22 protein-coding genes and 1 pseudogene are annotated in these 22,125 nt (G+C 74.2%); 9 read left to right on the top strand and 14 right to left on the bottom strand.

Annotation, left to right across the window (positions count from 1 at the left end; all coding sequences use genetic code 11):
- Positions 1 to 28: 28 nt before the first annotated feature.
- From amaP to ACTWQH_RS31195, 5 genes are all read right to left on the bottom strand, one after another.
- Positions 29 to 625, bottom strand: coding sequence for an alkaline shock response membrane anchor protein AmaP (gene amaP, locus ACTWQH_RS31215; RefSeq protein ID WP_443290175.1), 597 nt, complete (start codon positions 623 to 625; stop codon positions 29 to 31).
- An 11-nt stretch (positions 626 to 636) separates the two neighbouring features.
- Complete coding sequence (locus tag ACTWQH_RS31210) at positions 637 to 1,230, bottom strand: DUF6286 domain-containing protein (RefSeq protein WP_443290176.1); 594 nt, start codon at positions 1,228 to 1,230, stop codon at positions 637 to 639.
- Positions 1,231 to 1,337: 107 nt separating this feature from the next.
- Entirely contained in the window at positions 1,338 to 1,742 is a 405-nt protein-coding gene (locus ACTWQH_RS31205) for a hypothetical protein (RefSeq protein ID WP_443290174.1), read from the bottom strand.
- A gap of 8 nt (positions 1,743 to 1,750) precedes the next feature.
- Positions 1,751 to 1,945, bottom strand: a complete 195-nt coding sequence (locus tag ACTWQH_RS31200) for a hypothetical protein (protein WP_443290173.1) — start codon at positions 1,943 to 1,945, stop codon at positions 1,751 to 1,753.
- 33 nt (positions 1,946 to 1,978) lie between these two features.
- Positions 1,979 to 2,449, bottom strand: coding sequence for an Asp23/Gls24 family envelope stress response protein (locus tag ACTWQH_RS31195; RefSeq protein WP_443290172.1), 471 nt, complete (start codon positions 2,447 to 2,449; stop codon positions 1,979 to 1,981).
- A gap of 160 nt (positions 2,450 to 2,609) precedes the next feature.
- On the opposite strand from ACTWQH_RS31195, the gene ACTWQH_RS31190 reads away from it, so the two are divergent.
- Positions 2,610 to 3,437, top strand: a complete 828-nt coding sequence (locus ACTWQH_RS31190; RefSeq protein WP_443290171.1) for a nucleopolyhedrovirus P10 family protein — start codon at positions 2,610 to 2,612, stop codon at positions 3,435 to 3,437.
- On the opposite strand, the gene ACTWQH_RS31185 is transcribed toward ACTWQH_RS31190, so the two are convergent.
- The 7 genes from ACTWQH_RS31185 to ACTWQH_RS31155 form a co-directional block, all read right to left on the bottom strand.
- Complete coding sequence (locus ACTWQH_RS31185; protein WP_443290170.1) at positions 3,438 to 4,217, bottom strand: enoyl-CoA hydratase/isomerase family protein; 780 nt, start codon at positions 4,215 to 4,217, stop codon at positions 3,438 to 3,440. It abuts the gene before it with no gap.
- Between the two features lie 99 nt (positions 4,218 to 4,316).
- A complete protein-coding gene (locus tag ACTWQH_RS31180) occupies positions 4,317 to 4,541 on the bottom strand; it encodes a helix-turn-helix domain-containing protein (RefSeq protein ID WP_443290169.1) in 225 nt (74 codons plus the stop codon).
- Between the two features lie 362 nt (positions 4,542 to 4,903).
- On the bottom strand, positions 4,904 to 6,502 hold the full coding sequence (locus tag ACTWQH_RS31175; RefSeq protein ID WP_443290168.1) for an ABC-F family ATP-binding cassette domain-containing protein: 1,599 nt from the start codon (positions 6,500 to 6,502) through the stop codon (positions 4,904 to 4,906).
- Positions 6,503 to 6,664: 162 nt separating this feature from the next.
- On the bottom strand, positions 6,665 to 8,089 hold the full coding sequence (locus ACTWQH_RS31170; RefSeq protein ID WP_443290167.1) for a hypothetical protein: 1,425 nt from the start codon (positions 8,087 to 8,089) through the stop codon (positions 6,665 to 6,667).
- Between the two features lie 176 nt (positions 8,090 to 8,265).
- The gene (locus ACTWQH_RS31165; RefSeq protein WP_443290166.1) at positions 8,266 to 9,420 is read right to left on the bottom strand and encodes an alpha/beta hydrolase; all 1,155 of its coding nucleotides are present in this window, start codon (positions 9,418 to 9,420) and stop codon (positions 8,266 to 8,268) included.
- A 212-nt stretch (positions 9,421 to 9,632) separates the two neighbouring features.
- Positions 9,633 to 10,667, bottom strand: a complete 1,035-nt coding sequence (locus tag ACTWQH_RS31160; RefSeq protein WP_443290165.1) for an SCO1860 family LAETG-anchored protein — start codon at positions 10,665 to 10,667, stop codon at positions 9,633 to 9,635.
- A gap of 203 nt (positions 10,668 to 10,870) precedes the next feature.
- A complete protein-coding gene (locus ACTWQH_RS31155) occupies positions 10,871 to 11,971 on the bottom strand; it encodes an amidohydrolase family protein (RefSeq protein WP_443290164.1) in 1,101 nt (366 codons plus the stop codon).
- 137 nt (positions 11,972 to 12,108) lie between these two features.
- Here ACTWQH_RS31155 and ACTWQH_RS31150 point away from each other — a divergent pair, with 137 nt between their 5' ends.
- From ACTWQH_RS31150 to thpD, 6 genes are all read left to right on the top strand, one after another.
- The gene (locus ACTWQH_RS31150; protein WP_443290162.1) at positions 12,109 to 12,687 is read left to right on the top strand and encodes a SigE family RNA polymerase sigma factor; all 579 of its coding nucleotides are present in this window, start codon (positions 12,109 to 12,111) and stop codon (positions 12,685 to 12,687) included.
- On the top strand, positions 12,688 to 13,404 hold the full coding sequence (locus ACTWQH_RS31145) for a hypothetical protein (RefSeq protein ID WP_443290161.1): 717 nt from the start codon (positions 12,688 to 12,690) through the stop codon (positions 13,402 to 13,404).
- A gap of 489 nt (positions 13,405 to 13,893) precedes the next feature.
- Positions 13,894 to 14,442 carry a diaminobutyrate acetyltransferase gene (gene ectA, locus ACTWQH_RS31140; RefSeq protein ID WP_443290160.1) on the top strand — a complete coding sequence of 183 codons (549 nt, stop codon included), beginning with the start codon at positions 13,894 to 13,896 and terminating at the stop codon, positions 14,440 to 14,442.
- Positions 14,443 to 14,487: 45 nt separating this feature from the next.
- Entirely contained in the window at positions 14,488 to 15,756 is a 1,269-nt protein-coding gene (ectB, locus tag ACTWQH_RS31135) for a diaminobutyrate--2-oxoglutarate transaminase (RefSeq protein WP_443290159.1), read from the top strand.
- A 22-nt stretch (positions 15,757 to 15,778) separates the two neighbouring features.
- Positions 15,779 to 16,177: an ectoine synthase gene (locus ACTWQH_RS31130; RefSeq protein ID WP_443290158.1), complete on the top strand. Its 399-nt coding sequence runs from the start codon at positions 15,779 to 15,781 to the stop codon at positions 16,175 to 16,177.
- 23 nt (positions 16,178 to 16,200) lie between these two features.
- The gene (gene thpD, locus ACTWQH_RS31125) at positions 16,201 to 17,100 is read left to right on the top strand and encodes an ectoine hydroxylase (RefSeq protein ID WP_443290157.1); all 900 of its coding nucleotides are present in this window, start codon (positions 16,201 to 16,203) and stop codon (positions 17,098 to 17,100) included.
- Positions 17,101 to 17,346: 246 nt separating this feature from the next.
- On the opposite strand, the gene ACTWQH_RS31120 is transcribed toward thpD, so the two are convergent.
- Together ACTWQH_RS31120 and ACTWQH_RS31115 are read right to left on the bottom strand one after the other, a co-directional pair.
- A complete protein-coding gene (locus ACTWQH_RS31120) occupies positions 17,347 to 18,531 on the bottom strand; it encodes a glycoside hydrolase family 53 protein (RefSeq protein WP_443290156.1) in 1,185 nt (394 codons plus the stop codon).
- A gap of 57 nt (positions 18,532 to 18,588) precedes the next feature.
- A complete protein-coding gene (locus tag ACTWQH_RS31115; RefSeq protein ID WP_443290155.1) occupies positions 18,589 to 20,625 on the bottom strand; it encodes a beta-galactosidase in 2,037 nt (678 codons plus the stop codon).
- A gap of 138 nt (positions 20,626 to 20,763) precedes the next feature.
- On the opposite strand from ACTWQH_RS31115, the gene ACTWQH_RS31110 reads away from it, so the two are divergent.
- Positions 20,764 to 21,075 carry an extracellular solute-binding protein gene (locus ACTWQH_RS31110; protein ID WP_443290154.1) on the top strand — a complete coding sequence of 104 codons (312 nt, stop codon included), beginning with the start codon at positions 20,764 to 20,766 and terminating at the stop codon, positions 21,073 to 21,075.
- Positions 21,076 to 21,150: 75 nt separating this feature from the next.
- Positions 21,151 to 22,125, top strand: a pseudogene (locus ACTWQH_RS31105) (LacI family DNA-binding transcriptional regulator); the annotation flags it as partial.

Raw genomic sequence — 22,125 nt, 5'->3', positions numbered from 1 at the left:
CCCCTAAGGAGACGGGTGGGCGGTGGGGTCAGCTCACGCGCTCGGCCGTGCGTTTGGTGGCGCGGAGGCGCACTTCCGCGGGGAGGGCGGCCAGGCCGGCGGAGACGCGGGCGTGTTCGAGGGCCTCGCCGCGCAGGCGCCGGACCGCGACGCCGGGGCGGGCCTGGGGGGAGAGCAGCAGCCCGACGCGCACCCGGGGCTGGTTGCGGCGGCCGACGAGGGTGACCCGGGCCCGTTCGACGCCGGGCAGCGCCTCGACCTCGGCGGCCACCACGTCCTCCATGGCCCGGCCGCGCAGCAGCGCGCCCATCCCGTCGCCGCTGTCCACGAACACCTCGCCCAGCCGCTGCCGCCGCAGCTGCGCCAGCAGCCACCACAGGGCGAGCAGCACCAGCACGGCGAGGCCGCCGATGATCATCGGCCACCACCAGCCCTCGTCCCGCCACCGCGTGCGGTCCGCGCGGGTCAGCAGCACGTCGTCCGGGGCGCGCCAGGACCACCACGACGGCGGGGAGATCCCCCAGCGGTCGGGAAGGTCGAGCGCGGCCGCGACGGCGGCCAGGCCGAAGCAGAAGAGCGTGAGCCCGGTCAGTCCCAGCAGCACGCGGTTCACCGTCCGCAGCATCCCCGGCCCTCTCACCGCTTCTCCGGACGGCGCACGTGCACGCTCAGCGCGGGCGGCCGGGCGAGCCCGAGTTCGCCGATGCCCTGGTCCAGCACCGCGTCCAGGTCGGACCTGACCTCGTCGAGGTCGCGGAAGTGCGCCAGGGCGAGAACCCGCACCCGCCGGCGGCCGACCCTCACCCTGACCGTGCGGACGCCGGTGACGTCCAGCGCCCGGTCGCGCAGCACGGCGGCGGCGGCGCGGCGTTCGATGCCGGCCCGCAGGTGCTCGCCCTCCAGCCGCATCGGCAGCAGGCCCCGCAGCCCGGGGGTGACCGCGAGCCAGACGAGCCAGGCGCCCACCAGCATGGCGGCCACCGCGCCCAGCACCACCCAGCCGTCGTCCAGGCTGCGGGTGGCGAGTTCGTCGGCGAGGGTGCGCCGCCACTCGGGTGCCGGGCGGTCGGCACGGACGGCGGCCACGTCGTACAGCAGCAGGCCGCAGGCGGCCAGCAGCACCGCGGCGACCAGCAGGGACGGCACGCGCCGGACGGACCAGAAGCGGTGGGCGGGGCCGTCCGGCCGCTCCCCGGGCTCGTACCGGGCCACGGAGGCGGACTGGGCCATGCCGCCCGTGCCGCCGCCCTCCTCCTCCGGCGTCGTCGCCGTCGTCGCCGTTGCCGCCGCCGACTTCTCCAGGGTGACCGCCCGTGGGCTGGCACCCGGCTCCTCGCTCACCGCACTCTCCCTGCCGCCGAACCGTCTCCGTCGAAGTGCACGGAGTGCAGCCGCTCCACATCCACCGCCACCTCGGACGTGTCCATGCCAGCCAGCTGCTTGACCCTCAGAGTGACATGGCGACGCACCGCGGCACACTGCGCGCCGATGTCGGAGGGGTAACCGAGCTCCACGGTGACCCGGATGCTCGCCAGCGCCTGGCCGCCGTCGCCGCCCGCGAGCCGCCGCAGCGCGGCCGTGGCGTGGGGCGTCGGCGTGCCGCCGCCCCGCCGCCGCGGCACGGGCGGCCCCTGCCCGGCGTCGGCCAGCGCCTCCCTGGCCGCCTGGGCCGCGAGCCTGGCCACGACCCGCTCGGCGATCCGCGTCGCTCCCCGCTCGGCCGCGGGCACCGCTGCTTCCACCGCTCCGCTCACCGCCGCCGGTCGTCGTCGCGCTCTCTGGGCCGGAAGAAGTCCCCGGGCGCCAGGTCACCGTCGACGAACCGACCGACGACGAAGCCGATGGCGCCGAGCGACGCCACCAGGAGGAAGGCGGCGAAACCGCCGAAGTACGCGGCGAAACCCAGGCCCATGCCGGCGATCATGCCGGCCACCGCCATGCTCATCTCGCGCTCCTTGGCACTCTGCGACACGGCCCGCTACTGGAGCGGCGGCCGGTCGTCGTCGTCGAGGTCGGGAAGGTGCACGTCGTCGACGTTGATGTTGACCTCGACGACCTCCAGGCCCGTCATCCGCTCCACCGCGGAGATCACGTTCTCCCGCACCGTACGCGCCACCTCGCCGATGGAGACCCCGTACTCCACCACGATCTGGAGATCGAGGGCGGTCTGGACCTCGCCGACCTCGGCCTTGACGCCGCGGGTCGCGGACTTGCTGGCGCCGGGCACCCGGTCGCGCACCGAGCCGAAGGTGCGGGCCATGCCGCCCCCCATGGCGTGAACGCCGACCACGTCGCGGGCGGCCATGCCGGCGATCTTCGCCACCACGTCGTCGGCGATGGTGGTACGCCCGCGCGTGGCGGGATCGCCCGGCCCCCGGCGGGCCGCGAGGCTCTGAACGGGTGATACCTCGGTCGCGGTCTCCGTCGCCTCCGTGCTGGTGTCGGTCACTTCGCCATCACCTCTTTCCCAGCGACAGGTCGGTGCCCGCCGCTCCCGTGCCACTTCAGTGTGCCCGCGGACACGCCACCGGGCATACGGGATGCTGTTACCCACGCCCCGCCCCTTCACCACGGGGGACGGGCCACGGGGTGTACGGAAGGTGAGGCTCATGGCTGCGGACCCGCTGTTGCGGGAGATGAGGCGGCAGTTGGCGCTCGGAAGGCTGCTGCCGCTAGGACCTCGCGAAGACGGCGCGTGGCTCGCGGAACGCGCCGCCGGCTGGGTGTTGGGCCGATCGGTGGCCGACGCCGTGGCCGACGTCCGGCTGGACCGGCTGCGGGTGGGGCCGGCGGGCGAGGACGCCGGCGCACCGGCCCCGGCCGTGGTGCCGCCCCCGCCCAGCGCGCTGCCGCCGGGTCCGCTGCGGATCGAGGCGACCTGCGCGGCGGGGCTGGAGCGGCCGCTGCCGGAGTGCGCGCACGAGGTGCGAGCCGTGCTGGCCACGGCGGCGAGGGAGCGCATCGGCCTGGAGGTGACCGGGGTCGACGTGCACGTCGCCGGGCTGCTGGAGTCGCCGGGCGACGGGCGGGAGGCGAGCGCCCCGGCGGGCGACCCGCTCGCGCTCGTGCCGCCGCCGCACGGCGACGCGGCGACGGGCGAGGCGACGGGCGAGGCCCGGGTGGCCCGGGCCGTGCTCGCCGTGCCGGGCGTGCTGGGCCTCTCGGGCGCGCTGGGCGGGCCCTCGCAGGCGCTGCGCGTCATCGACGCGCCGGGCGCCGCCACGCCCGGCGGCGACGCACCCCAGGGCGAGGGCCGGGAAACGCCGCCCGAGCGGCTCGTCCGGCTGCAGCTCGCGGTGGCCGCCGAACGCCGGACCGCGGCGGTGGCGCGGCAGGCGCGGGCCGCGGCGGCCGAGGCGGCCCGCGCCGGGGCCCCGGGGCCGGTGGCGGTCACGGTGCTGGTCGCCCAGCTCGCGGACGCCGGCCGTCCGGCGTGACTACTCCCCCACGCCCGCCAGGTCGCGCAGGCGGCGGCCGGAGGCGGCACGCTCGTCGGCGCGCTGCGCGGCGTAGCCCTGGGCCGTGGCGGCCCGCAGCAGCGTCTTGGTCTCGATCAGGGCGTCCCGGGGGGCGGCGAGCAGCGCCGCGGTGAGGTCGTCGACCGCCGCGTCGAGTTCCGCCCGCGGGACGACCACGGTGGCCAGGCCGATGCGCTCGGCCTCGGCCGCGTGCACGGCGCGCCCGGTGGCACAGATCTCCAGCGCGCGGGCGTAGCCCACCAGGTGGACGAGCGGGTGCGTGCCACCCAGGTCGGGCACCAGGCCGAGCGAGGTCTCGCGCATGACGAACTCGGCGTCGTCGGCGCAGACCCGCAGGTCACAGGCGAGGGCCAGCTGGAATCCGGCGCCGATCGCGTGCCCCTGCACGGCGGCGATCGTGACCAGGTCGCCGCGCCGCCACCAGGTGAACGCCTCCTGGTACCCCGCGAGGGTCGCGTTCAGCTCCGCCTCGGGCAGCCTGGCCAGCTCCGCCAGGGAGGGTTCGCCGTCGATTCCCTCGGGGGTGAACATCCGCCGGTCGAGGCCCGCGGAGAAGGAGCGGCCCTCGCCGCGCAGCACGACGATCCGGACGTCGCCGGGAAGCAGCCGGCCGGCCTCGGCCAGCGCCCGCCACAGGGCGGGGGTCTGGGCGTTGCGCCGGTCGGCGCCGGTGAGCGTGACGGCGGCGACGGCGTCGTCGACGGTGACGCGCACGCCGTCCCGGTCAAGCAGGTTCATGTGCCCTCCGCGAACGTTACCCATGGGTACACGTGACAGTACACATGTCCCCCTGAGAAACGGTCCGGTGGGCCGAATCGGATCAGGGTCGAGGCGGCGTCAGGGCGTCGGCGCTGCCTTCTTGCCGCGCGTGGCACCGCCGCGGCCACGCAGGGTCACGTCGGACTCGCTCAGCATGCGGTGCACGAAACCGTACGACCGGCCGGTTTCTTCGGCCAGCGAGCGGATGCTCTGCCCCGCCTCGTACTTCTTCTTCAGGTCTGCCGCGAGCTTCTCGCGCGCGGCGCCGGTCACCCGGCTGCCCTTCTTCAGAGTCTCGGCCACCCGTGCCTCCTCGTGGGAAGTGCGCTCTGGTCTCTCATGATCACCCCTATCCGGTTTCCTGGCCACCCATTCGCCCCAGGTAGGTACGACAAGCGGACTGTCGTGCCGGTGCGGGCGGCACGCACCCCCGGGGCTTCCCGGCCCACCGACCGGGGCACGGGTGCCATGGGCCGGACCGAACATGCAGGTCAGAGCGGCGCCGAGGTCCCGGGACCGCGGGCGGCGCCGCGCGCGGAGGGCCGGTTACGCCGACCGCGTGCGACACGCCGTTGTACGAGCCGCCGTCACACAGATGATGGATCAAGGATCGGCCGAATGATCCAGAGCGAGTGATCACTTCCGCGCGGACGGGCCGACCGGGCTCAGGCGAGGGCGACGAGATCCGCGTAGTCCTCGTTCCACAGGTCCTCGACGCCGTCGGGCAGCAGGATGATCCGCTCGGGCTGCAACGCGTCCACGGCGCCCTCGTCGTGGGTGACGAGGACGACGGCGCCGGCGAAGGTGCGCAGCGCCCCCAGGATCTCCTCGCGGCTGGCCGGGTCGAGGTTGTTCGTGGGCTCGTCCAGCAGCAGCACGTTGGCCGAGGAGACCACCAATGTGGCCAGCGCCAGCCGGGTCTTCTCGCCGCCGGAGAGCACGGACGCCGGCTTCTCCACGTCGTCGCCGGAGAAGAGGAAGGACCCCAGGGTCCTGCGGATCTCCACCATGTCCATGTCGGGAGCGGCGGAGCGCATGTTCTCCAGCACGGTGCGGTCGGGGTCGAGCGTCTCGTGCTCCTGGGCGTAGTACCCGAGCTTCAGGCCGTGGCCGTGGGTGACCTGGCCGGTGTCGGGCTTGTCGATCCCGGCCAGCAGCCGCAGCAGGGTGGTCTTGCCGGCGCCGTTGAGGCCGAGGATGACCACGCGGGAGCCCTTGTCGATGGCGAGGGAGACGTCGGTGAAGATCTCCAGCGAGCCGTAGGACTTCGACAGGCCCTCGGCGGTCAGCGGCGTCCTGCCGCAGGGCGCGGGGTCGGGGAAGCGGAGCCTGGCGACCTTGTCGCGCTGCCGCTCGGCCTCGACGCCCGCGAGGAGCCGCTCGGCGCGGCGGGCCATGTTCTGCGCGGCGGTGGCCTTCGTGGCCTTGTAACGCATCTTGTCGGCCTGGGCGTTGAGGGCGGCCGCCTTCTTCTCGGCGTTGGCGCGCTCCCGGCGGCGCCGCCGCTCGTCGGCCTCGCGCTGCACCTGGTACTGCTTCCAGCCCATGTTGTACTGGTCGATCAGCGCCCGGTTGGCGTCGAGGTAGAAGACCTTGTTGACGACCGTCTCGATGAGGGCGACGTCGTGGGAGATCACCACCAGGCCGCCCCGGTAGGTCCGCAGGAAGTCCCGCAGCCAGACGACCGAGTCGGCGTCGAGGTGGTTCGTGGGCTCGTCCAGCAGCAGCACGTCGGCGTCGGAGAAGAGGATGCGGGCCAGCTCCACGCGGCGCCGCTGGCCGCCGGAGAGGGTGCGCAGCGGCTGCTCCAGCACCCGCTCGGGCAGGCCGAGGCTGGCGGCGATGGTGGCGGACTCGGCCTCGGCGGCGTACCCGCCCTTGGTGAGGAACTCGGTCTCCAGGCGCTCGTACCGGCGCATGGCGCGCTCGCGGGCGGCGGGCTGGCCGCTGGCCATCCGTTCCTCGTTCTCGCGCATGCCGCGCAGCACGGAGTCCAGGCCGCGCGCGGAGAGGATCCGGTCGCGGGCGAGAACGCCGAGGTCGCCGGTGCGCGGATCCTGCGGCAGGTAGCCGACGGCGCCGGAGCGGGTGATGGTGCCGCCGGCCGGGAGGCCCTCGCCGGCCAGGCACTTGGTGAGGGTGGTCTTGCCGGCGCCGTTGCGGCCGACGAGGCCGACGCGGTCGCCGGAGGCGATGCGGAAGGTGGCGGTCTCGAGGAGTACGCGGGCTCCGGCGCGCAGCTCGATGCCGTTGGCGGTGATCACGGACAGACTCCAGGCAGCATGAAGGCAGGGCGTACGGGCAGGTCAGGATGCGGCTGCGCGCCGATCTGGCGCACCGGTACGTCCGCTAATGCACGAGGAGCAGAATGTCCATGCCGGTCATTCTACCGGCGCGGCGCAACCAGTTTTCCGGCTGTTCCGGCCTCAGCTGCCGCCGGTGTGCACCTGGAACGCCGCGCGCCGGATGCGTTTGGCGGTGACCGGGTCCGGGTGCGTGGCGGCGAGGGCGAGCAGCACCTGGACCGTGCGGGGGTGGCCGCAGGTGCGGATCTCGTCGACGAGCTGGGCCACGCTCGGCTGGTGGGCGGAGTCGAGGTGTTCCAGCAGCAGCCGCTCGGCGCCGTGCTCCTGCGCGGCCGAGGCGGTGTCCACCCACAGCCAGGTGGCCTCCTCGGGGGAGAGCACGCCGCTCGGGACGTGCGGGTCCTCGCGCGGCTCTCCGCCGTCGTGGTCGGCGAGCCACAGCAGGGCGTACGGCCGGAGCAGCGGCTCCCCGGCGACGGCCCGGACGGCGGGCAGGGCCGGGGCACCGGCCACGCGCAGCGCCTCGAAGGCGAGCCCGCGGATGAGGGCGTCCTCGCCGCGGGCGGCGTCCAGCAGCTCCGAGACGGCGGGGCCGGAGGGCCGGGCGGCGAGCCAGGCGCGGTACTCGGCGCGGGCCGGGCCGGGCGTGAGGGTGGCGCAGCCGCGCAGCATGTCGACGGCGGACTGCTCGATGTTGCCCGCCGGGCTCTGCGCGGCGATGCAGATGTGCTCCAGCTTGGTCCACATCGCCCAGCCGCCCAGCTCGGTCAGGCGCGCCCGCACCGGGCGGGCGCCGCGCGCGTGGAGGGTGAGGGCGCCGACGGAGGCCAGCGCGTCCAGGGCCCAGCCCAGCAGCCGGACCAGCTCGGCGTGCTCGGCCCGCTCGGTCTCCTGCCGAGGACCGTCCGATACCGGGGCAACAGTGCCCCGGCCCGGCTCCGGGCCGACTGTGACGGGTTCGGGTGCGGCGGGTTCGGGTGCGGCGGGATGGAGTGCGGGCGCAACGCCGGGATCGGCCTCCTCGTCCTCCCCGGGGCGGTCGGCCCGCAGCTCGCCGATGCGCTGCCGCAGCAGGTCGACCAGCCCGGCGGCGGTCACCGGCCCGTCCGACAGCTGCATGACCGACAGCAGCTGCGGCACGGCGGCCACCACGTCCGCCACCGCGCCCGCGTCGGCGTCCGGCGGCGCGGGGCGGGCCAGGGACCAGGCGTCGAAGAGCGCCACCCAGCCGCGCAGCGCCGCCGAGTCGTCCCGCTCCCAGGCGCGCAGCCGCCACCCGGCGCGGACCGTGCCTCCCCCGGCGGCTACGCCCCCGTTGCCGGGAGGACCCCCACTGTCCGAGCCCTCCGCGCCGTACTCGACGAGGCCCGCCAGCCGCGCCCGGCTCCAGTGGTCGCGGATCTGGCTCTGGGTCAGGCCGAGTTCGGCGGCGGCCCGTTCCCAGGCGGCGTCGGGCGAGCGGCCCGTGCGCTGGGCCCAGTGCGCGAGCCGCACCGCCTCGGCGAGCTGGACGCGGGCCTGCCGCGCGAGCCGGGAGCGGGGCACGGCGCCGACGGGGGCCCGCGGGGCCCGTCGCGCGGGCGCGGGGCGGTCGGGGGAAGCGGCGCGCGGAGAGGGCGCTTGGGGGACGAGTCGCAACCGGGGCTCACGCGGAGATCGGGACGTCACGTGAGCAGTTTCACGCCTCCGGGTCCGAAAGCCCAAACTCCCCGCACAGGGCCTCACATGAGAGGGGTGAGGAAGCGGCGCAGCGCCTCCTCGTAACCGTGGGGGTCGGCGTTCCACATGGCGCCGTGCTGGGCCTGGTGGACGGTGTGCAACACGACGCTCTCCGGGTGGCGTTCGGCCAGCGCCCGGGAGGCCGCATAGGGGGCGATCGTGTCGCCGGGGCCGTGGAAGAGGAGGACGGGCAGCCGGGGCTCCCGAGGGCCGGCCGGCAAACCCGGCGGGCCCTCGCCGTCGGGAGAGCGGCCGGCGTCGGCGCCGATCCCGGCGCGGGCCGCGCCCACCGCGAGGGGCACCAGTGGCCCGGGCACGCCGCGGTGCTCGGCCAGCGCCCGCACGGTGGCGGCCGGGTCCAGCACGGGCGAGTCCAGGACGACGCCGGCGACGCGGCCGCGCAGCGGGGAGTGGGAGGCGGCGTACAGGGCCATGGCGGCGCCGGAGGACCAGCCGTGGAGCACCAGGCGGCGGGCGCCGTAGCGGATCGCGAAGCGCAGGGCCGCGTCGGCGTCGTGCCACTCGGCCGCGCCGAGGGAGCTCACGCCGGACCGGGGGCGGGGCGCGCCGAGGTCGCCGCGGTAGCTGGGCAGCAGCACGGGGAGGCGATGCCGGTGCAGGAAGGGCAGCAGGTTCAGCGGGTGCTCGCGGGTGGCGCCCAGGCCGTGGAGGGCGATGACCCAGGTGTCGCGCTCCCCGGGCACGTACCAGGCGGGCAGTGGGCCGCTCTCGGCCGGGATCTCGACGTCGGTGTGGTCGATGCCGAGGGCGGTGCCCGGGTCGCCGGCGTACAGCTGCGGGGTCAGGGCCATGGTGGCGCCCGGGACGAGCTCGCCGCGGATCACGCGCTCCAGGCGGCGCACGACGGCGTCGGGCTCCTCGGCCATCTCCAGCACCGGGCCGACGATGGCGTGCCGGGTGGCGGAGGTGATGCCGTAGGTGCCCGGCCGCAGCGTTTCCAGGGAGCGGGTGAGGGTGACGCGGCCCGCGGCGGTGGCATGCACGGTCAGCCGCGGCCCGGCGAAGCCGGCCGGGCGCGGCGCGCGAGAGCTCACGCCCAGCGCGGCGCCGCGGGCCCACCGGCCCGCGGCGGCCGTGGCCGCGCCCGTGGCCAGCAGGGTGGTGGCGGCCACGGCCGCGGTGGTGCGCCGACGCATGTATCCCAGCATCCCCGCCCCCGGGCGAGGCGGCCAGCCGAGCGAGGGCGCGGAACGGACGCCGCCGGAGCGTCAGCCCGCCGGTCCGAGGCGGCCGATGCGGACGCGGCGTCGATGACGCCCGCGGTCCGCGCCGACCGCTCCCCCCGGCGCCGATTCACGCCGAGCGGCGATCCTGGCGCCGGGGGGAACGCCGTGGTGGAACGCCGTGGTCAGCCCTCGACCGTGCCGGACGCGCGGCGGCGGACGTAGAAGAGCGTGGCGCCGCCGGCGGCGAGGAGGGCCATCGCGCCGCCCACGAGGAACGGGGTGGCGGAGCCGCCGCCGGTGGCGGCGAGGTCGGGGTCGGTGCCTTCCCCGCCGTCGTCCGCACCCGCCCCCGCGGGGTCGCCCGCGTCGGAGTCCTCGTTCGGCAGGGTCTGCGTGCTCGGGCCCGCGTCACCCGAGGACGCCTCGCCCCCGGACTCGCCCCCGGAGCCCGACGCGCCGCCGGACTCGCCGCCGGAGGCCGAATCGCCGCCGCCGCCCGGCCGCTCGCACGCCGCCTCGGCGAGGGTGACCGTGCCGTCCACGGCGGCAACGCCCAGGTCGAGCGGGTCGACGGCCACCGTCAGCTCCAGGGCGGTGGCGGCCGCCGTGGCGCCGGTGGTCTCCTTCGCCGACAGCGCGAGCGTGACCTCCCCGACGCCCGGCGCCTCGACCGTGGTGGTGCCGTCGGCGCGCAGCGTCACGTCCTCGCCCAGCACGCGCACGCGGCCGCCGAGGTTGGACGCGGCCGCCGGGGCCGCGCCCGCGTCGCACACGGCGCTGGCGGTGACCGTCTCCAGCTCGATGAGGGAGAGCGCGCGCAGGCCGGGCAGGTGGACCGTGGCCCGGGCCAGGGCGACCTCGGCCCGCGAGCCGCGGGCGTCCGTGGTGGCCTCGGCGGAGGACACGTCGGCGCGCAGCATCTCGACGGGCCGGCCCCCCTCGACCCCGTCCAGCCGCGCCGTCAGCAGCGTCTCCTCCGCCCTGCCGCGCGGCGAGGGCGCGGCCACGTCGTTGAGCGTGACGTCCAGCGGCTGTTCGACGGCGCCGTCGATCAGGGAAACGGTGAGCCCGGCGCGCAGCACCGCGGCACTCGCCGCGCCTTCCTCGCCCCGGTCTCCCACGGCGGCCTGGGCCGGAGCGGCGGCCCCCAGCAGCGCGGCGGCGGCCAGCAGCGCGGCCGTCCGGGAACAGGCAGGGCGATAGGCGGAATTGAACACGGGTGAAACCCCCACATGCAGACTGATGCCACCGGCGCGGCGCTTTGGGGACACCGCGCGGGCGCCGGCGGCTTGGGACTCCGCCATCCTTGACCGGCCGCCCGCCACCCGTCAGCGATCTTCGCGCAGTTCACTCGAACGTGATCGTTTCGGATGCTTGTACGAGGATCGGGCAAGGGGTCACGGCGGCGGCGCCGCCCGTCTCAGCCGACGACGCGCCCGCGCAGCACGATGCGGTGCGGACGGGCCAGGACCCGCACGTCGCGGCGCGGGTCCTCGGGGTAGACCACGAGGTCGGCCGGGTCCCCCTCCGCCAGCCCCGGCCGGCCGAGCCAGGCGCGGGCGCCCCAGGTGGCCGCCCCCAGCGCCTCCACGGCCGGGATGCCCGCCCGCACCAGCTCGGCGACCTCGAGCGCGATCAGCCCGTGGGGCAGCGAGCCGCCCGCGTCGGTACCGGCGTAGATCGGGATGCCCGCCTCGTGCGCGGCCCGCACGGTGGCGTACCGGCGTTCGTGCAGCCGCCGCATGTGCCCGGCCCAGCGCGGGTACTTCGCCTCCGCGCCCTTGGCGAGCGCCGGGAAGGTGGCGATGTTGACGAGCGTCGGCACGATCGCGACCCCGCGCTCGGCGAAGAGCGGGATGGTCTCCTCCGTCAGCCCGGTGGCGTGCTCGACGCAGTCGATCCCGGCCTCCACCAGGTCCCGCAGCGAGTCCTCGGCGAAGCAGTGCGCGGTGACGCGGGCGCCCTCGGCGTGGGCGGCGGCGATGGCGGGGCCGATCGCCTCACGCGGCCAGCAGGGCGCCAGGTCGCCGCGCCCGCGGTCGATCCAGTCGCCGACGAGCTTCACCCAGCCGTCGGAACGCCGCGCCTCCCGGCGGACGTACGCCGTCAGCTCGGCGGGCTCGATCTCGTGGGCGAAGTTCCGGATGTAACGCCGGGTGCGGGCGATGTGCCGGCCGGCCCGGATGAGGCGCGGCAGGTCCTCGCGCTCGTCCATCCAGCGGGTGTCGGCGGCGGAACCGGCGTCGCGCAGCAGCAGGGCGCCGGCCTCGCGGTCGGTGAGGGCCTGCTTCTCGGCGGTCGCCTCGTCGACCGCGCCCCGAGCGGCGAGCCCCACGTGGCAGTGGGCGTCGACCAGGCCCGGCAGGGCCCATCCGGTGATGGTCGTCAACTCGCGGGCGGCCGCCGGCCGCGCGTAGCTGACACGGCCGCCGACCACCCACAACTCCTCCCGTTCGTCCACCTGGGGGCGCGGGCCGGTCAGAATGCGCCCCCGAATGTGGAGGACTGGTCCGTCGCTCATCTCGGCAGCGTACAAATCCCCTGCTAGGCTCCACACTCGTTGGGGGTCTACGGAAGGACGAACACCGCACGGCCTGTCGAACGCATTCGATGCGTTTCGGCGGGTCGTCTCCGAGCCGCAGACTTCAGGAGGCCGGCGTGGGCACCCCCACACAAGATTTCCACGCCTTCTTCGAGCAGCATCACGCCGAACTGTCCCGGCTTGCCCATCTGTTGCTGGGCAGCTCCGACGGGCCGGACAGCGCGGACGACCTGGCCGCCGACGCGCTCGTCGCGATCTGGCACCGCTGGGACCGCGTGAGTGCCGCCAACCACCCCCTGGCCTACGCCCGTGGCGTCGTGGCCAACCTCGCCCGCTCCCGCATCCGCAGCAGAACGCGGGAGCGCCGCCGCGTCGCGCTGTTCTGGTCGCGCTACGGCGAGCACACCGACGGGCCGGACGTGCCGGCCGTGCTGGACGTGCGCGCCGCCCTCGACCGGCTGCCGTACCGCAAGCGCGCCTGCGTCGTGCTCCGTCACGCCTTCGACCTCTCCGAGCGGGAGACGGCCCTCGCGCTCGGCATCTCGGTAGGTACCGTGAAGAGTCAGACCTCACGCGGTATCGCCGAGTTGGAGCGGCTCCTGACCCAGGCTCCCGCGCCCGCCCCACAGGGCGAGCGGGGCGCCCCGGAGTCGCTGCGCGTGCTGCGCACCGGGCCCGTGGAACGGAGTAGCTGAATGTCGGACCGCAGCGACGTTCCGGAGTTGCTGCGTGCCGCGGCCGCAGCGCACCAGCCCGAGCGGGAGCGGATGCTGGCACGCGTCGAGGCGGGCGCACGGCGGGCGAGACCGGGGACGGGCCGGCGGACGGCGTTGCGCCGTCCCGGCGGCCTGCCTGGCTGGGTGCGCGTGGCGGGGGCGACGGCGGTCCTGGCGGCGACGCTGGGCGGGGCCGCGGTGGCCACGGCGTGGATCGCAGGGCCGCGGGACCCGGCCGAGGCCGCGGGTCACGGCGGGGAGCACGCGGGTGGGCAGAGCGGAGGGCCGAGCGGAGGGCCGAGCGCCGAGCAGACCGCCGACACCGTGCGCGCCTCGGGCGAGGTGGACGAGGGCGGCAACCCCTACTGGTCGCAGAGCGAGGTCGCGGTGACCACCGAGGGGCGGCTGACCTCGCTCACGGTCGAGCTGCACATCGCCCAGGGCGAGGGCGTGCGGGCAACCGGCGCGTGGCGGACGCTGCCGGACCGCGACTTCGAGCTGGCGGTGGAGGACGAGGGCGGCGAGCTCGTCTTCCGCTGGGAGCTGCACGAGAACGCCGAGATCCCGCCCGGCGAGCACATCTTCGCCGGGCAGTACGACCACGACGCGGGGCCGCGCGACGCCGGGGACGACTGGTTCCGCGTCCGGGGGGACGGGCCGCGCGGCGAGGTGTCGGCGCGCGGCGGCTTCGGCTGACCGATCAGCCGCCGACCGGCCCGCCTGCCGCCGGAATTGGGCGCGCCCCCAAGATCTCTTCCACGACACGTGTGATGTGTATGTGTCTGCTGCATCAACGCCGCATCAACGCGACTTGGCCGTCAATTCACGTGACGTTTCCCAGGCTTATTCGGGCAGAGATATCCGCGCTCGTCTGCCCGCTTTCCCGGCGTCTAAACGCGGTCATTCGTGTGAGGTTGACCGGAGGCCGCCGACGTCGATGGCGTCACATCTTCGTTACAGACATGTGACAAAGTCTCCACGGGCACCCGTTTTGTCCGGTAACTAACGGGCACATCGGGCAAATTTGCACCCCGATCGAACCGTCGCCACGCGCGCGCGATAACACATGTTCCCGCGCTTGTTAACCCCTCCCCGCGATGCGATCCGTCCTTTTGCTCGGTAAATTCGATCCGCATGACCCCCGCACAAGCAGACCATGCACGTGCCCCAAGAGATTTCCTGGAAATGCCCCAGGGGGTGACCCTCGACAGCCCGCGACTTGAGGACGGCGCCGCCCTGTGGCGGATTGCCCGGGACTCGCGGGTGCTGGACCTGAACTCCTGCTACAGCTACCTCCTGTGGTGTCGTGACTACGCCGAGACCTCGATCGTGGCCCGCTCCGGCGACGCGGGCGCGCACGGCGAACCGGGCGCGCCGGTCGGCTTCATCACCGGCTACACCCGCCCGGCCGCCCCGAGCACCCTCCTCGTCTGGCAGGTGGCGGTCGACGAGACCCACCGCGGACGCGGGCTGGCCGCCGCCATGCTGGACGCCCTCACCCTGCGCGCCCGCTCCGAGCGGGGCGTGGACGTGATCGAGACGACCATCACCCCGGACAACGCCGCCTCCCGCCGGCTGTTCACCTCCTTCGCGACGCGGCACGGGGCAGCCGTCTCGCGCGAGGTGCTCTTCGACGCCGCCGCGTTCCCCGAGGACGGCCACGCGCCCGAGGTTCTCTACCGGATCGGGCCGATAGCCCCGTCCCACCCTCACCGCCCTTCCCCCTCCCAGTGACCACACCGTGACCCACCCATGGAACTCATCCACCAGGAGAACGCTGTGACCATCACCCAGCCCGACCTGAGCGTCTTCGAGGCGGTGGAATCGGAGGTGCGCAGCTACTGCCGTGGCTGGCCCACCGTCTTCGACCGCGCCCAGGGCAGCTACATGTACGACGAGGACGGGCACACCTACCTGGACTTCTTCTCCGGCGCCGGCTCCCTCAACTACGGCCACAACAACCCGGTGCTCAAACGAGCCCTGCTGGACTACCTGGAGCGCGACGGCGTCACCCACGGCCTGGACATGTCCACCACCGCCAAGCGGGCGTTCCTGGAGACCTTCCGCGACGTGGTGCTGCGCCCGCGGGGACTGAAGCACAAGGTGATGTTCCCCGGCCCCACCGGCGCCAACTCCGTGGAGGCGGCGCTGAAGCTGGCCCGCAAGGTCAAGGGCCGGGAGTCGATCGTCTCCTTCACCAACGCCTTCCACGGCATGTCGCTGGGGGCGCTGGCGGTCACCGGCAACGCCTTCAAGCGGGCCGGCGCCGGCATCCCGCTCGTCCACGGCACGCCGATGCCGTTCGACGACTACCTCGACGGCCAGACCCCGGACTTCATCTGGTTCGAGCGCCTCCTCGAGGACTCCGGCTCCGGCCTCAACACCCCCGCCGCCGCCATCGTCGAGACGGTGCAGGGCGAGGGCGGCGTCAACGTCGCCCGCCCCGAGTGGCTGCGCGGCCTGGCCGACCTGTGCCGCCGCCACGACATGCTGCTGATCGTGGACGACATCCAGATGGGCTGCGGCCGCACCGGCCCCTTCTTCTCCTTCGAGGAGGCGGGCATCGTCCCCGACATCATCACCGTCTCGAAGTCGATCAGCGGCTACGGCCTGCCCATGTCGCTCACCCTCTTCCGGCCCGAGCTGGACATCTGGGAGCCGGGCGAGCACAACGGCACCTTCCGCGGCCACAACCCGGCGTTCGTCACCGCCGCCGCCGCGCTGGACACCTACTGGACCGACGACCAGATGGAGAAGCAGACCCTCAGCCGGGGCGAGCAGACCGAGGCAGCGCTGCGCGCCCTCGTCGCCGAGCACTCCCACGCCGGGGCCTCCTACCGGGGCCGCGGCATGGTGTGGGGCCTGACCTTCGAGCGGCGCGAGCGGGCCGAGGCCATCTGCCGCCGCGCGTTCGAGCTGGGCCTGCTGCTGGAGACCTCCGGGCCGGAGAGCGAGGTCGTCAAGCTGCTCCCGGCGTTGACCATCACGCCCGAGGAGCTGGACGAGGGCCTGCGCATCCTGACCCGCGCCGTGCGCGAAACCGACTGACGAGGAAAGAAGGAAGAACACCGTGATCGTCCGATCGATCAGCGACATCGAGGGCACCGAGCGGGACGTGCTGTCCGCCTCCGGCACCTGGCGCAGCAAGCGGATCATCCTGGCCAAGGAGGGAGCCGGCTTCTCGCTCCACGAGACGGTGCTCTACGCGGGCACGGAGACCTCGATGTGGTACGCCCACCACGTGGAGGCCGTGTTCTGCGTGGAGGGCGAGGCCGAGCTCACCAACGACGAGACCGGCGAGAAGCACCTGATCACGCCGGGAACCATGTATCTGCTGGACGGCCACGAGAAGCACACGCTGCGGCCGAAGACCGACTTCAGGGCTCTGTGCGTCTTCAACCCCGCGCTGACCGGCCGGGAGGACCACGACGAGAACGGCGTATATCCGCTGCTCACCGAAGCGTCTTAAAGGCAGAGCAGAAAGGAGCACTTATGACCACCGCACCGGAGCGCACCGCCGACCTGTACCCGACCCGTGGACCGGCCGAGGCGCTCACCCCGCGCCAGGACCCCGTGGTGTGGTCCGAGCCGGGAGCGCCCGGGCCGCTCGGGACCCCGGAGCTGGCCGGCTTCGACCGGGACGGCTTCCACGCCGTCGACCGGCTCATCACGGACGAGGAGGTGGAGGTCTACCGCGGCGAGCTGGAGCGGATGATCTCCGACCCCGCCATCCGCGCCGACGAGCGCTCGATCATCGAGCCGCAGTCGCAGGAGATCCGTTCCGTCTTCGAGGTGCACCGGCTCAGCGAGGTCTTCGCCGGCCTGGTGCGTGACCCCCGCGTGGCCGACGTGGCCCGCCAGATCCTCGGCTCGGACGTCTACGTCCACCAGAGCCGGATCAACGTCAAGCCGGGCTTCGGGGCCAGCGGCTTCTACTGGCACTCGGACTTCGAGACCTGGCACGCCGAGGACGGGCTGCCGCGGATGCGGGCGGTCTCGGTGTCGATCGCGCTGACGCGGAACTACGACACCAACGGCGGGCTGATGATCATGCCCGGGTCGCACAAGACGTTCCTCGGCTGCGCCGGGGAGACGCCGAAGGACAACTACAAGCGCTCGCTGCAGATGCAGGAGGCGGGCACGCCGTCGAACGAGGCGCTGACGCGCCTGGCCGGAGATTACGGCATCCGCCTGTTCACGGGGCGGGCCGGCTCGGCGACATGGTTCGACTGCAACTGCATGCACGGCTCCGGCGACAACATCACGCCGTTTCCGCGCAGCAACGTCTTCATCGTCTTCAACAGCGTGGAGAACGCGGCGGTCGAGCCCTTCGCGGCACCGGTGCCGCGTCCCGACTTCATCGGGGCGCGCGACTTCACGCCGGTGAGGTAGCGCGGCAGCGCTCCGCGCGGCTCAAGCGCGCCGGGGTGCGGGGCTGTGGCCCCCGCCCCCCGGCCGTTCGCGCTCGGCACCCGGGGCCGGACCCGCCCCTCCCCCGTCCTGGGGCGCTTCGCCCCGGCGTCCCGCGCGTGATCCAGGGCTGCCAGGCGGCGGCCGGGCCCGGGCCCCAACCGCCGCCGGCCCGGCCCGCCGTCGGGGCCGATCAGCCCCGCCCCGGAGCCGACAGCAGGATGCGTATCAGCGCCGGCCGCCGCGCAGGTTCGTCGGCCAGTGCATGCCGGGCAGGGCGCGGTCCTCGTAGTCGAACCAGGCCTGGTTCTCCCATCCGTTGCCGGAGTTCGGGTCGGCCGGGTCCCAGCCGTTGCCCTCGACGGCGGTCCAGGCGGGCTCCCAGTAGAAGACGCCCAGGCCCCGGCCGTCGGGCACGGCCGCGACGACCGCGCAGATGTCGTTCATCCAGGCGACCTGCCCCTCGGGCGTCGCCGGGTAGCCGGAGACGAGATCCGACTCATCGGCGATGATCTGGCCGTCGCCGTCCTTGCTGTCCAGCCGGAAGGGGTACGCCGTCTCCATGACGACGACGTCCTTGCCGTACCGGGCGGAGACGTCGTCGAGGTTGCCCTGGAGCTCGTCGAGCGTGCCGTGCCAGTAGCCGTAGAACGATGCCGCGATGATGTCGAACTCCACGCCCTGGTCCAGGGCGCTGTCGAACCACCAGCGGTAGAGCTCGTTGTCGCCGCCCTCGGCCAGGTGGAGGGCGATCCGGGTGTCGGGCGAGGCGGCGCGCGACGCCTCGACGCCCGCGTTGAGGAGGCCGCCGAGCGCCGCCCAGTCGTCGGTCGAGCCGTCGGGCCACAGCATGCCGTTGTGGATCTCGTTGCCGAGCTGCACCATGGCGGCCGGGGTGCCCTGGTCGACGAGGCCGCCGAGGATGTCGGTGGTGTGGTCGGCCAGCGCCTGCCGCAGGGCGTCGCCGGTCAGGTCCGCCCAGGCGCCGGGCTTGTTCTGCGTGCCGGGGTCGGCCCAGGAGTCGGAGTAGTGGAAGTCCACCAGCAGGCTCATGCCCTGGTCGGCGACGCGCTGGGCCATGGCGAGGACCTGGTCGCGGCCGTGGTAGCCGTCCGGGGAGTTGACCCAGACCTTGAGGCGGACCCAGTTGGTGCCCGCCTCGCCCAGGATGGTCAGGGGGTCGCCCTCGGTGCCGTCGGCGTAGCGCCAGACCGCGCCGAAGTCCTCCGCCTTGGGGATGGAGGAGAGGTCAGCGCCCCGGATGGACAGGGCTTGCCGGGGCCGGGCGGCGCGGGCGGCGTTCGCGGCCACGGTGGCGTTGGCGGCGCGGGCGGCGTTGGTGGGGAGCGCGCCGAACACGACGGGCGTGGCCAGCGCCGCCGGGCCCAGCCGGAGGATGGTGCGTCGTTGCATCAAGGTCGTCCTTCCACGAGTGACGGTGGGGGGTCGCGGGAAGCGGTTGACGCGGGGTCAGTCCAGGCGCACCACCCGTACGGCGCCGGAGGGGACGGCGAGGCGGCCGTCGGCGCGTTCGGCGGTGAGCAGTTCGGTGCCGGGGCGGGCGAGCGGCACCTTCGCCTCGGCCCCGGTGTGGTTGATGACGAAGACGAAGCTGCCGCTCTCGCCCTCGCGGCGGACCACCTCCACGTCGCGCGGCAGGTCCTCGCGCGGCGCGATGCCGGCGTCGGCGCTCGCGGCGGCCAGCACGGGGTCCAGATCCTCGGCGGACAGGCGGGAGGAGACGTACCAGGCGGTGCCGTCGCCGTGGCGGTGGCGGGTGATGGCGGGGCCGCCCGCTGCGGGCCCGTCGGCGTACGTCCACACGGGCTCGGCGCCGGCCGTGACCAGGGTCTCGGCCCAGACGTCGCCCGTCAGCGGTGAGCCTCCCCCAGGCCCTGACGGCCTGGGAGGTGCCCCCATCGGCGCCTGGAGCCGCACCCGCTGCCCGGACCTCAGCGGCTGGAACTCCTCGACGACCAGGCCCAGCACCTCGCGCAGCGCGCCCGGATGCGGCCCGGGGTGGACGGCGTCGTGCTCGTCGACGATGCCGGAGAAGTACGAGACGAGCAGCGTGCCGCCGTCGGCCACGTAGCGGCGCAGGTTGGCCCCGGCGGCGGCGGTGGTGAGGTAGAGGGCGGGCACCACCAGCAGCGGGTAGCCCGCCAGGCGCTCGCGCTCGGCATCGGGAGGCACGAAGTCCACGGTGACGTGGCGGTCGAAGAGGGCGGCGTAGTACGCCTCGGCGCGCTCGCGCGTGTCGAGGTCCTGGCTGGGGCGCCACTCCAGCCGCTGGGCCCACCAGGACTGCCAGTCGAAGACGATGGCGGCGTCGGCGGCGGTGCGGGTGCCGCGCACGGGCGCCAGCGCCTCGACGTACGCGCCGAGTTCGACCACCTCGCGCCAGATGCGGCTGTCGGTGCCGGCGTGCGGCAGCATCGCGGAGTGGAACTTCTCGGCGCCGGCGCGGGAGGCGCGCCACTGGAAGAACATCGCGCCCTCCGAGCCGCGCGCCACGTGGGCCAGGCTGTTGCGGGCCATCTCGCCGGGTGCCTTGGCGATGCCGCGCGGCTGCCAGTTGACGGCGCTGGTGGCGTGCTCCAGCAGCAGCCAGGGACGGCCGCCGCCGACGGAGCGGGAGAGGTCGGCGGCCATGGCCAGGCCGATGTGGTTCCGGTCGTCCTCGGCCATGGTGTAGTGGTCGTTGGCGACGATGTCGACCTCCTGGCCCCAGCGCCAGTAGTCGATGGTGTCGCACTGGCGGGGCGAGACCATGAAGTTGGTGGTGACGGGAACGCCGGGTGACAGCTCGTGGAGCAGCTCGCGCTCGCGGCGGTAGTTGGCGAGGGCGCTGTCGCCGGCGAAGCGCGCGAAGTCGAGCCGCTGGGCGGGGTTGCAGGCGGTGGGTGTGGCGCGGGGTGGCTGGATCTCCTCCCAGTCGCCGTACGCCTGGCCCCAGAACGCCGTGCCCCAGGCGTCGTTGAGGGCCTTCAGGGCGCCGTAGCGCTCGGCGAGCCAGCTCCGGAAGTGGGCGGCGGAGGTCTCGCAGTAGCACTCCAGCACGGGCACGCCGTACTCGTTGTGGACGTGCCACATCGCCAACGCCGGGTGGTCGCCGTAGCGTTCGCCGAGCGCCCGGGTGATGCGGGCGGCGGCCTCCTGGTACGCGGGCGAGCTGTGACAGATGGCGCCGCGCGAGCCGAACGCCCAGCGCTGGCCCTCACGGCTGACGGGCAGCGCCTCGGGGTGGGCGCGGTAGAACCACGCGGGCGGCACCACGGTCGGGGTGCCGAGGCCGACGCGGATGCCGCCCGCATGGAGCAGCTCGATCACCCGGTCCAGCCAGCCGAAGTCGAGGGAGCCCTCGCGCGGCTCCAGCCGGGCCCAGGAGAAGATCCCGACGCTGACCAGGTTCACCCCGGCCTCGCGCATCAGGGCGACGTCCTCGCGCCACACCTCCTCCGGCCACTGCTCGGGGTTGTAGTCACCGCCGAACGCGAGCCGCTCCATGAACATCCCTCCTGTCCGTACCGTCACAGATTCTGTGAACGTTCCCAGCTTCCGATGGCTGCATGAACCAACATAGCCGCACAGTACAAACCATTGACAAGACTCAGTCCCACCTCACCACTGTGAACGATCACAGCCTTGGCAGGGAGGAACGATCATGAAAGGGGCTGGGCGACCGGCCTGGAGCAGGTCGTCGAGGTGTGGAACGAGAGCCACCCCGCCATCCAGGTCACCTTCAAGGAGCAGGCCGGCGGCGACGAGCCGGTCACCCGGACGATCAACGCCGCCCAGGCGGGCGAGGCCCCCGACCTGATGCAGGCCGAGTACCAGGCCCTGCCCACCCTGGTGAGCAACGAGGTGCTGGCCGACATATCCGAGTACGCCGGTGACATCGAGGGCGAGTTCACTCCGGCGTCTGGCAGCAGGTCACCAGCGGTTCTGGAGCCTTGACCTGCTGTCGGGCGCCGTAAAGTCGTGAGCGTGAGCAACCCTCCAGCACGGCGCAGGCGGCCGACGATCCACGACGTGGCCCGGGAGGCCGGGGTCTCGCGAGGCACGGTCTCCCGGGTGCTCAACGGCGGGCGGTACGTCTCGCCGGAGTCGGCGGAGGCGGTCAACGCCGCGATCCGCCGCACCGGATACGTGGTGAACCGGCACGCCCGCAGCCTGATCACCGGCCGCTCGGGGTCGGTGGCGTTCCTGCTCGCCGAGCCGCACGAGAGGTTCTTCGAGGACCCGAACTTCAACGTGCTGCTCCACGGCTGCACGGCGGCGCTGGCCGCGCACGACATCCCGCTGCTGCTGATGATCGGCGGGACGCGGGCGGAGCAACGCCGCATCACGCGGTATGTCACGGCCGGGCACGTGGACGGCGTGCTGCTGGTCTCCAGCCACACCGGCGACCCCCTCGCCGAGCACCTGGTGCGGGCCGGGATACCGGTCGTGGCCAGCGGCAAGCCCATGGGCCGGCCGGGCGGGGCGGCGGGCCTGGCGTACGTGGCGGCCGACGACCGGGACGGCGCGCGGGAGATGGTGCGCCACCTGGTGGCGTCGGGGCGGCGCCGGATCGGCACGGTCACCGGGCCGCTGGACACGCCGGGCGGGGTGGAGCGGCTGGCCGGATACCGCGAGGTGCTGGCCGAGGCGGGTCTCGCGGCCGACGAGGACCTGGTCGTCACCGGGGACTACAGCCGGGCGAGCGGGGCGGCGGCGGCAGCGCAGCTGCTGGCGCGCCGCCCCGACCTGGACGCGCTGTTCGTGGCCTCGGACCTGATGGCGCGGGGCGCGCTCGCCGCGCTGGAGCGCGCCGGGCGGCGGGTGCCGGACGACGTGGCGGTCGGCGGCTTCGACGACTCGGCGGCGGCGGTGGCGGCACGGCCGGAGCTGACGACCATCCGCCAGCCGTGGGATCGCATCAGCGCGTAGATGGTGCGGGTGCTCCTCGCGAGGATCGAGGGCGACGCCACGTCGGCGGTGATCCTGCCGACGGAGCTGGTACGC

Origin of the sequence: Streptomyces sp. 6N223 (assembly GCF_052246635.1) — a bacterium.
Classification (GTDB): Bacteria; Actinomycetota; Actinomycetes; order Streptomycetales; family Streptomycetaceae; genus Streptomyces.
The sequence above is the reverse complement of the archived record's forward strand: the minus strand, read 5'-3'. Positions and strand labels throughout refer to the sequence as shown.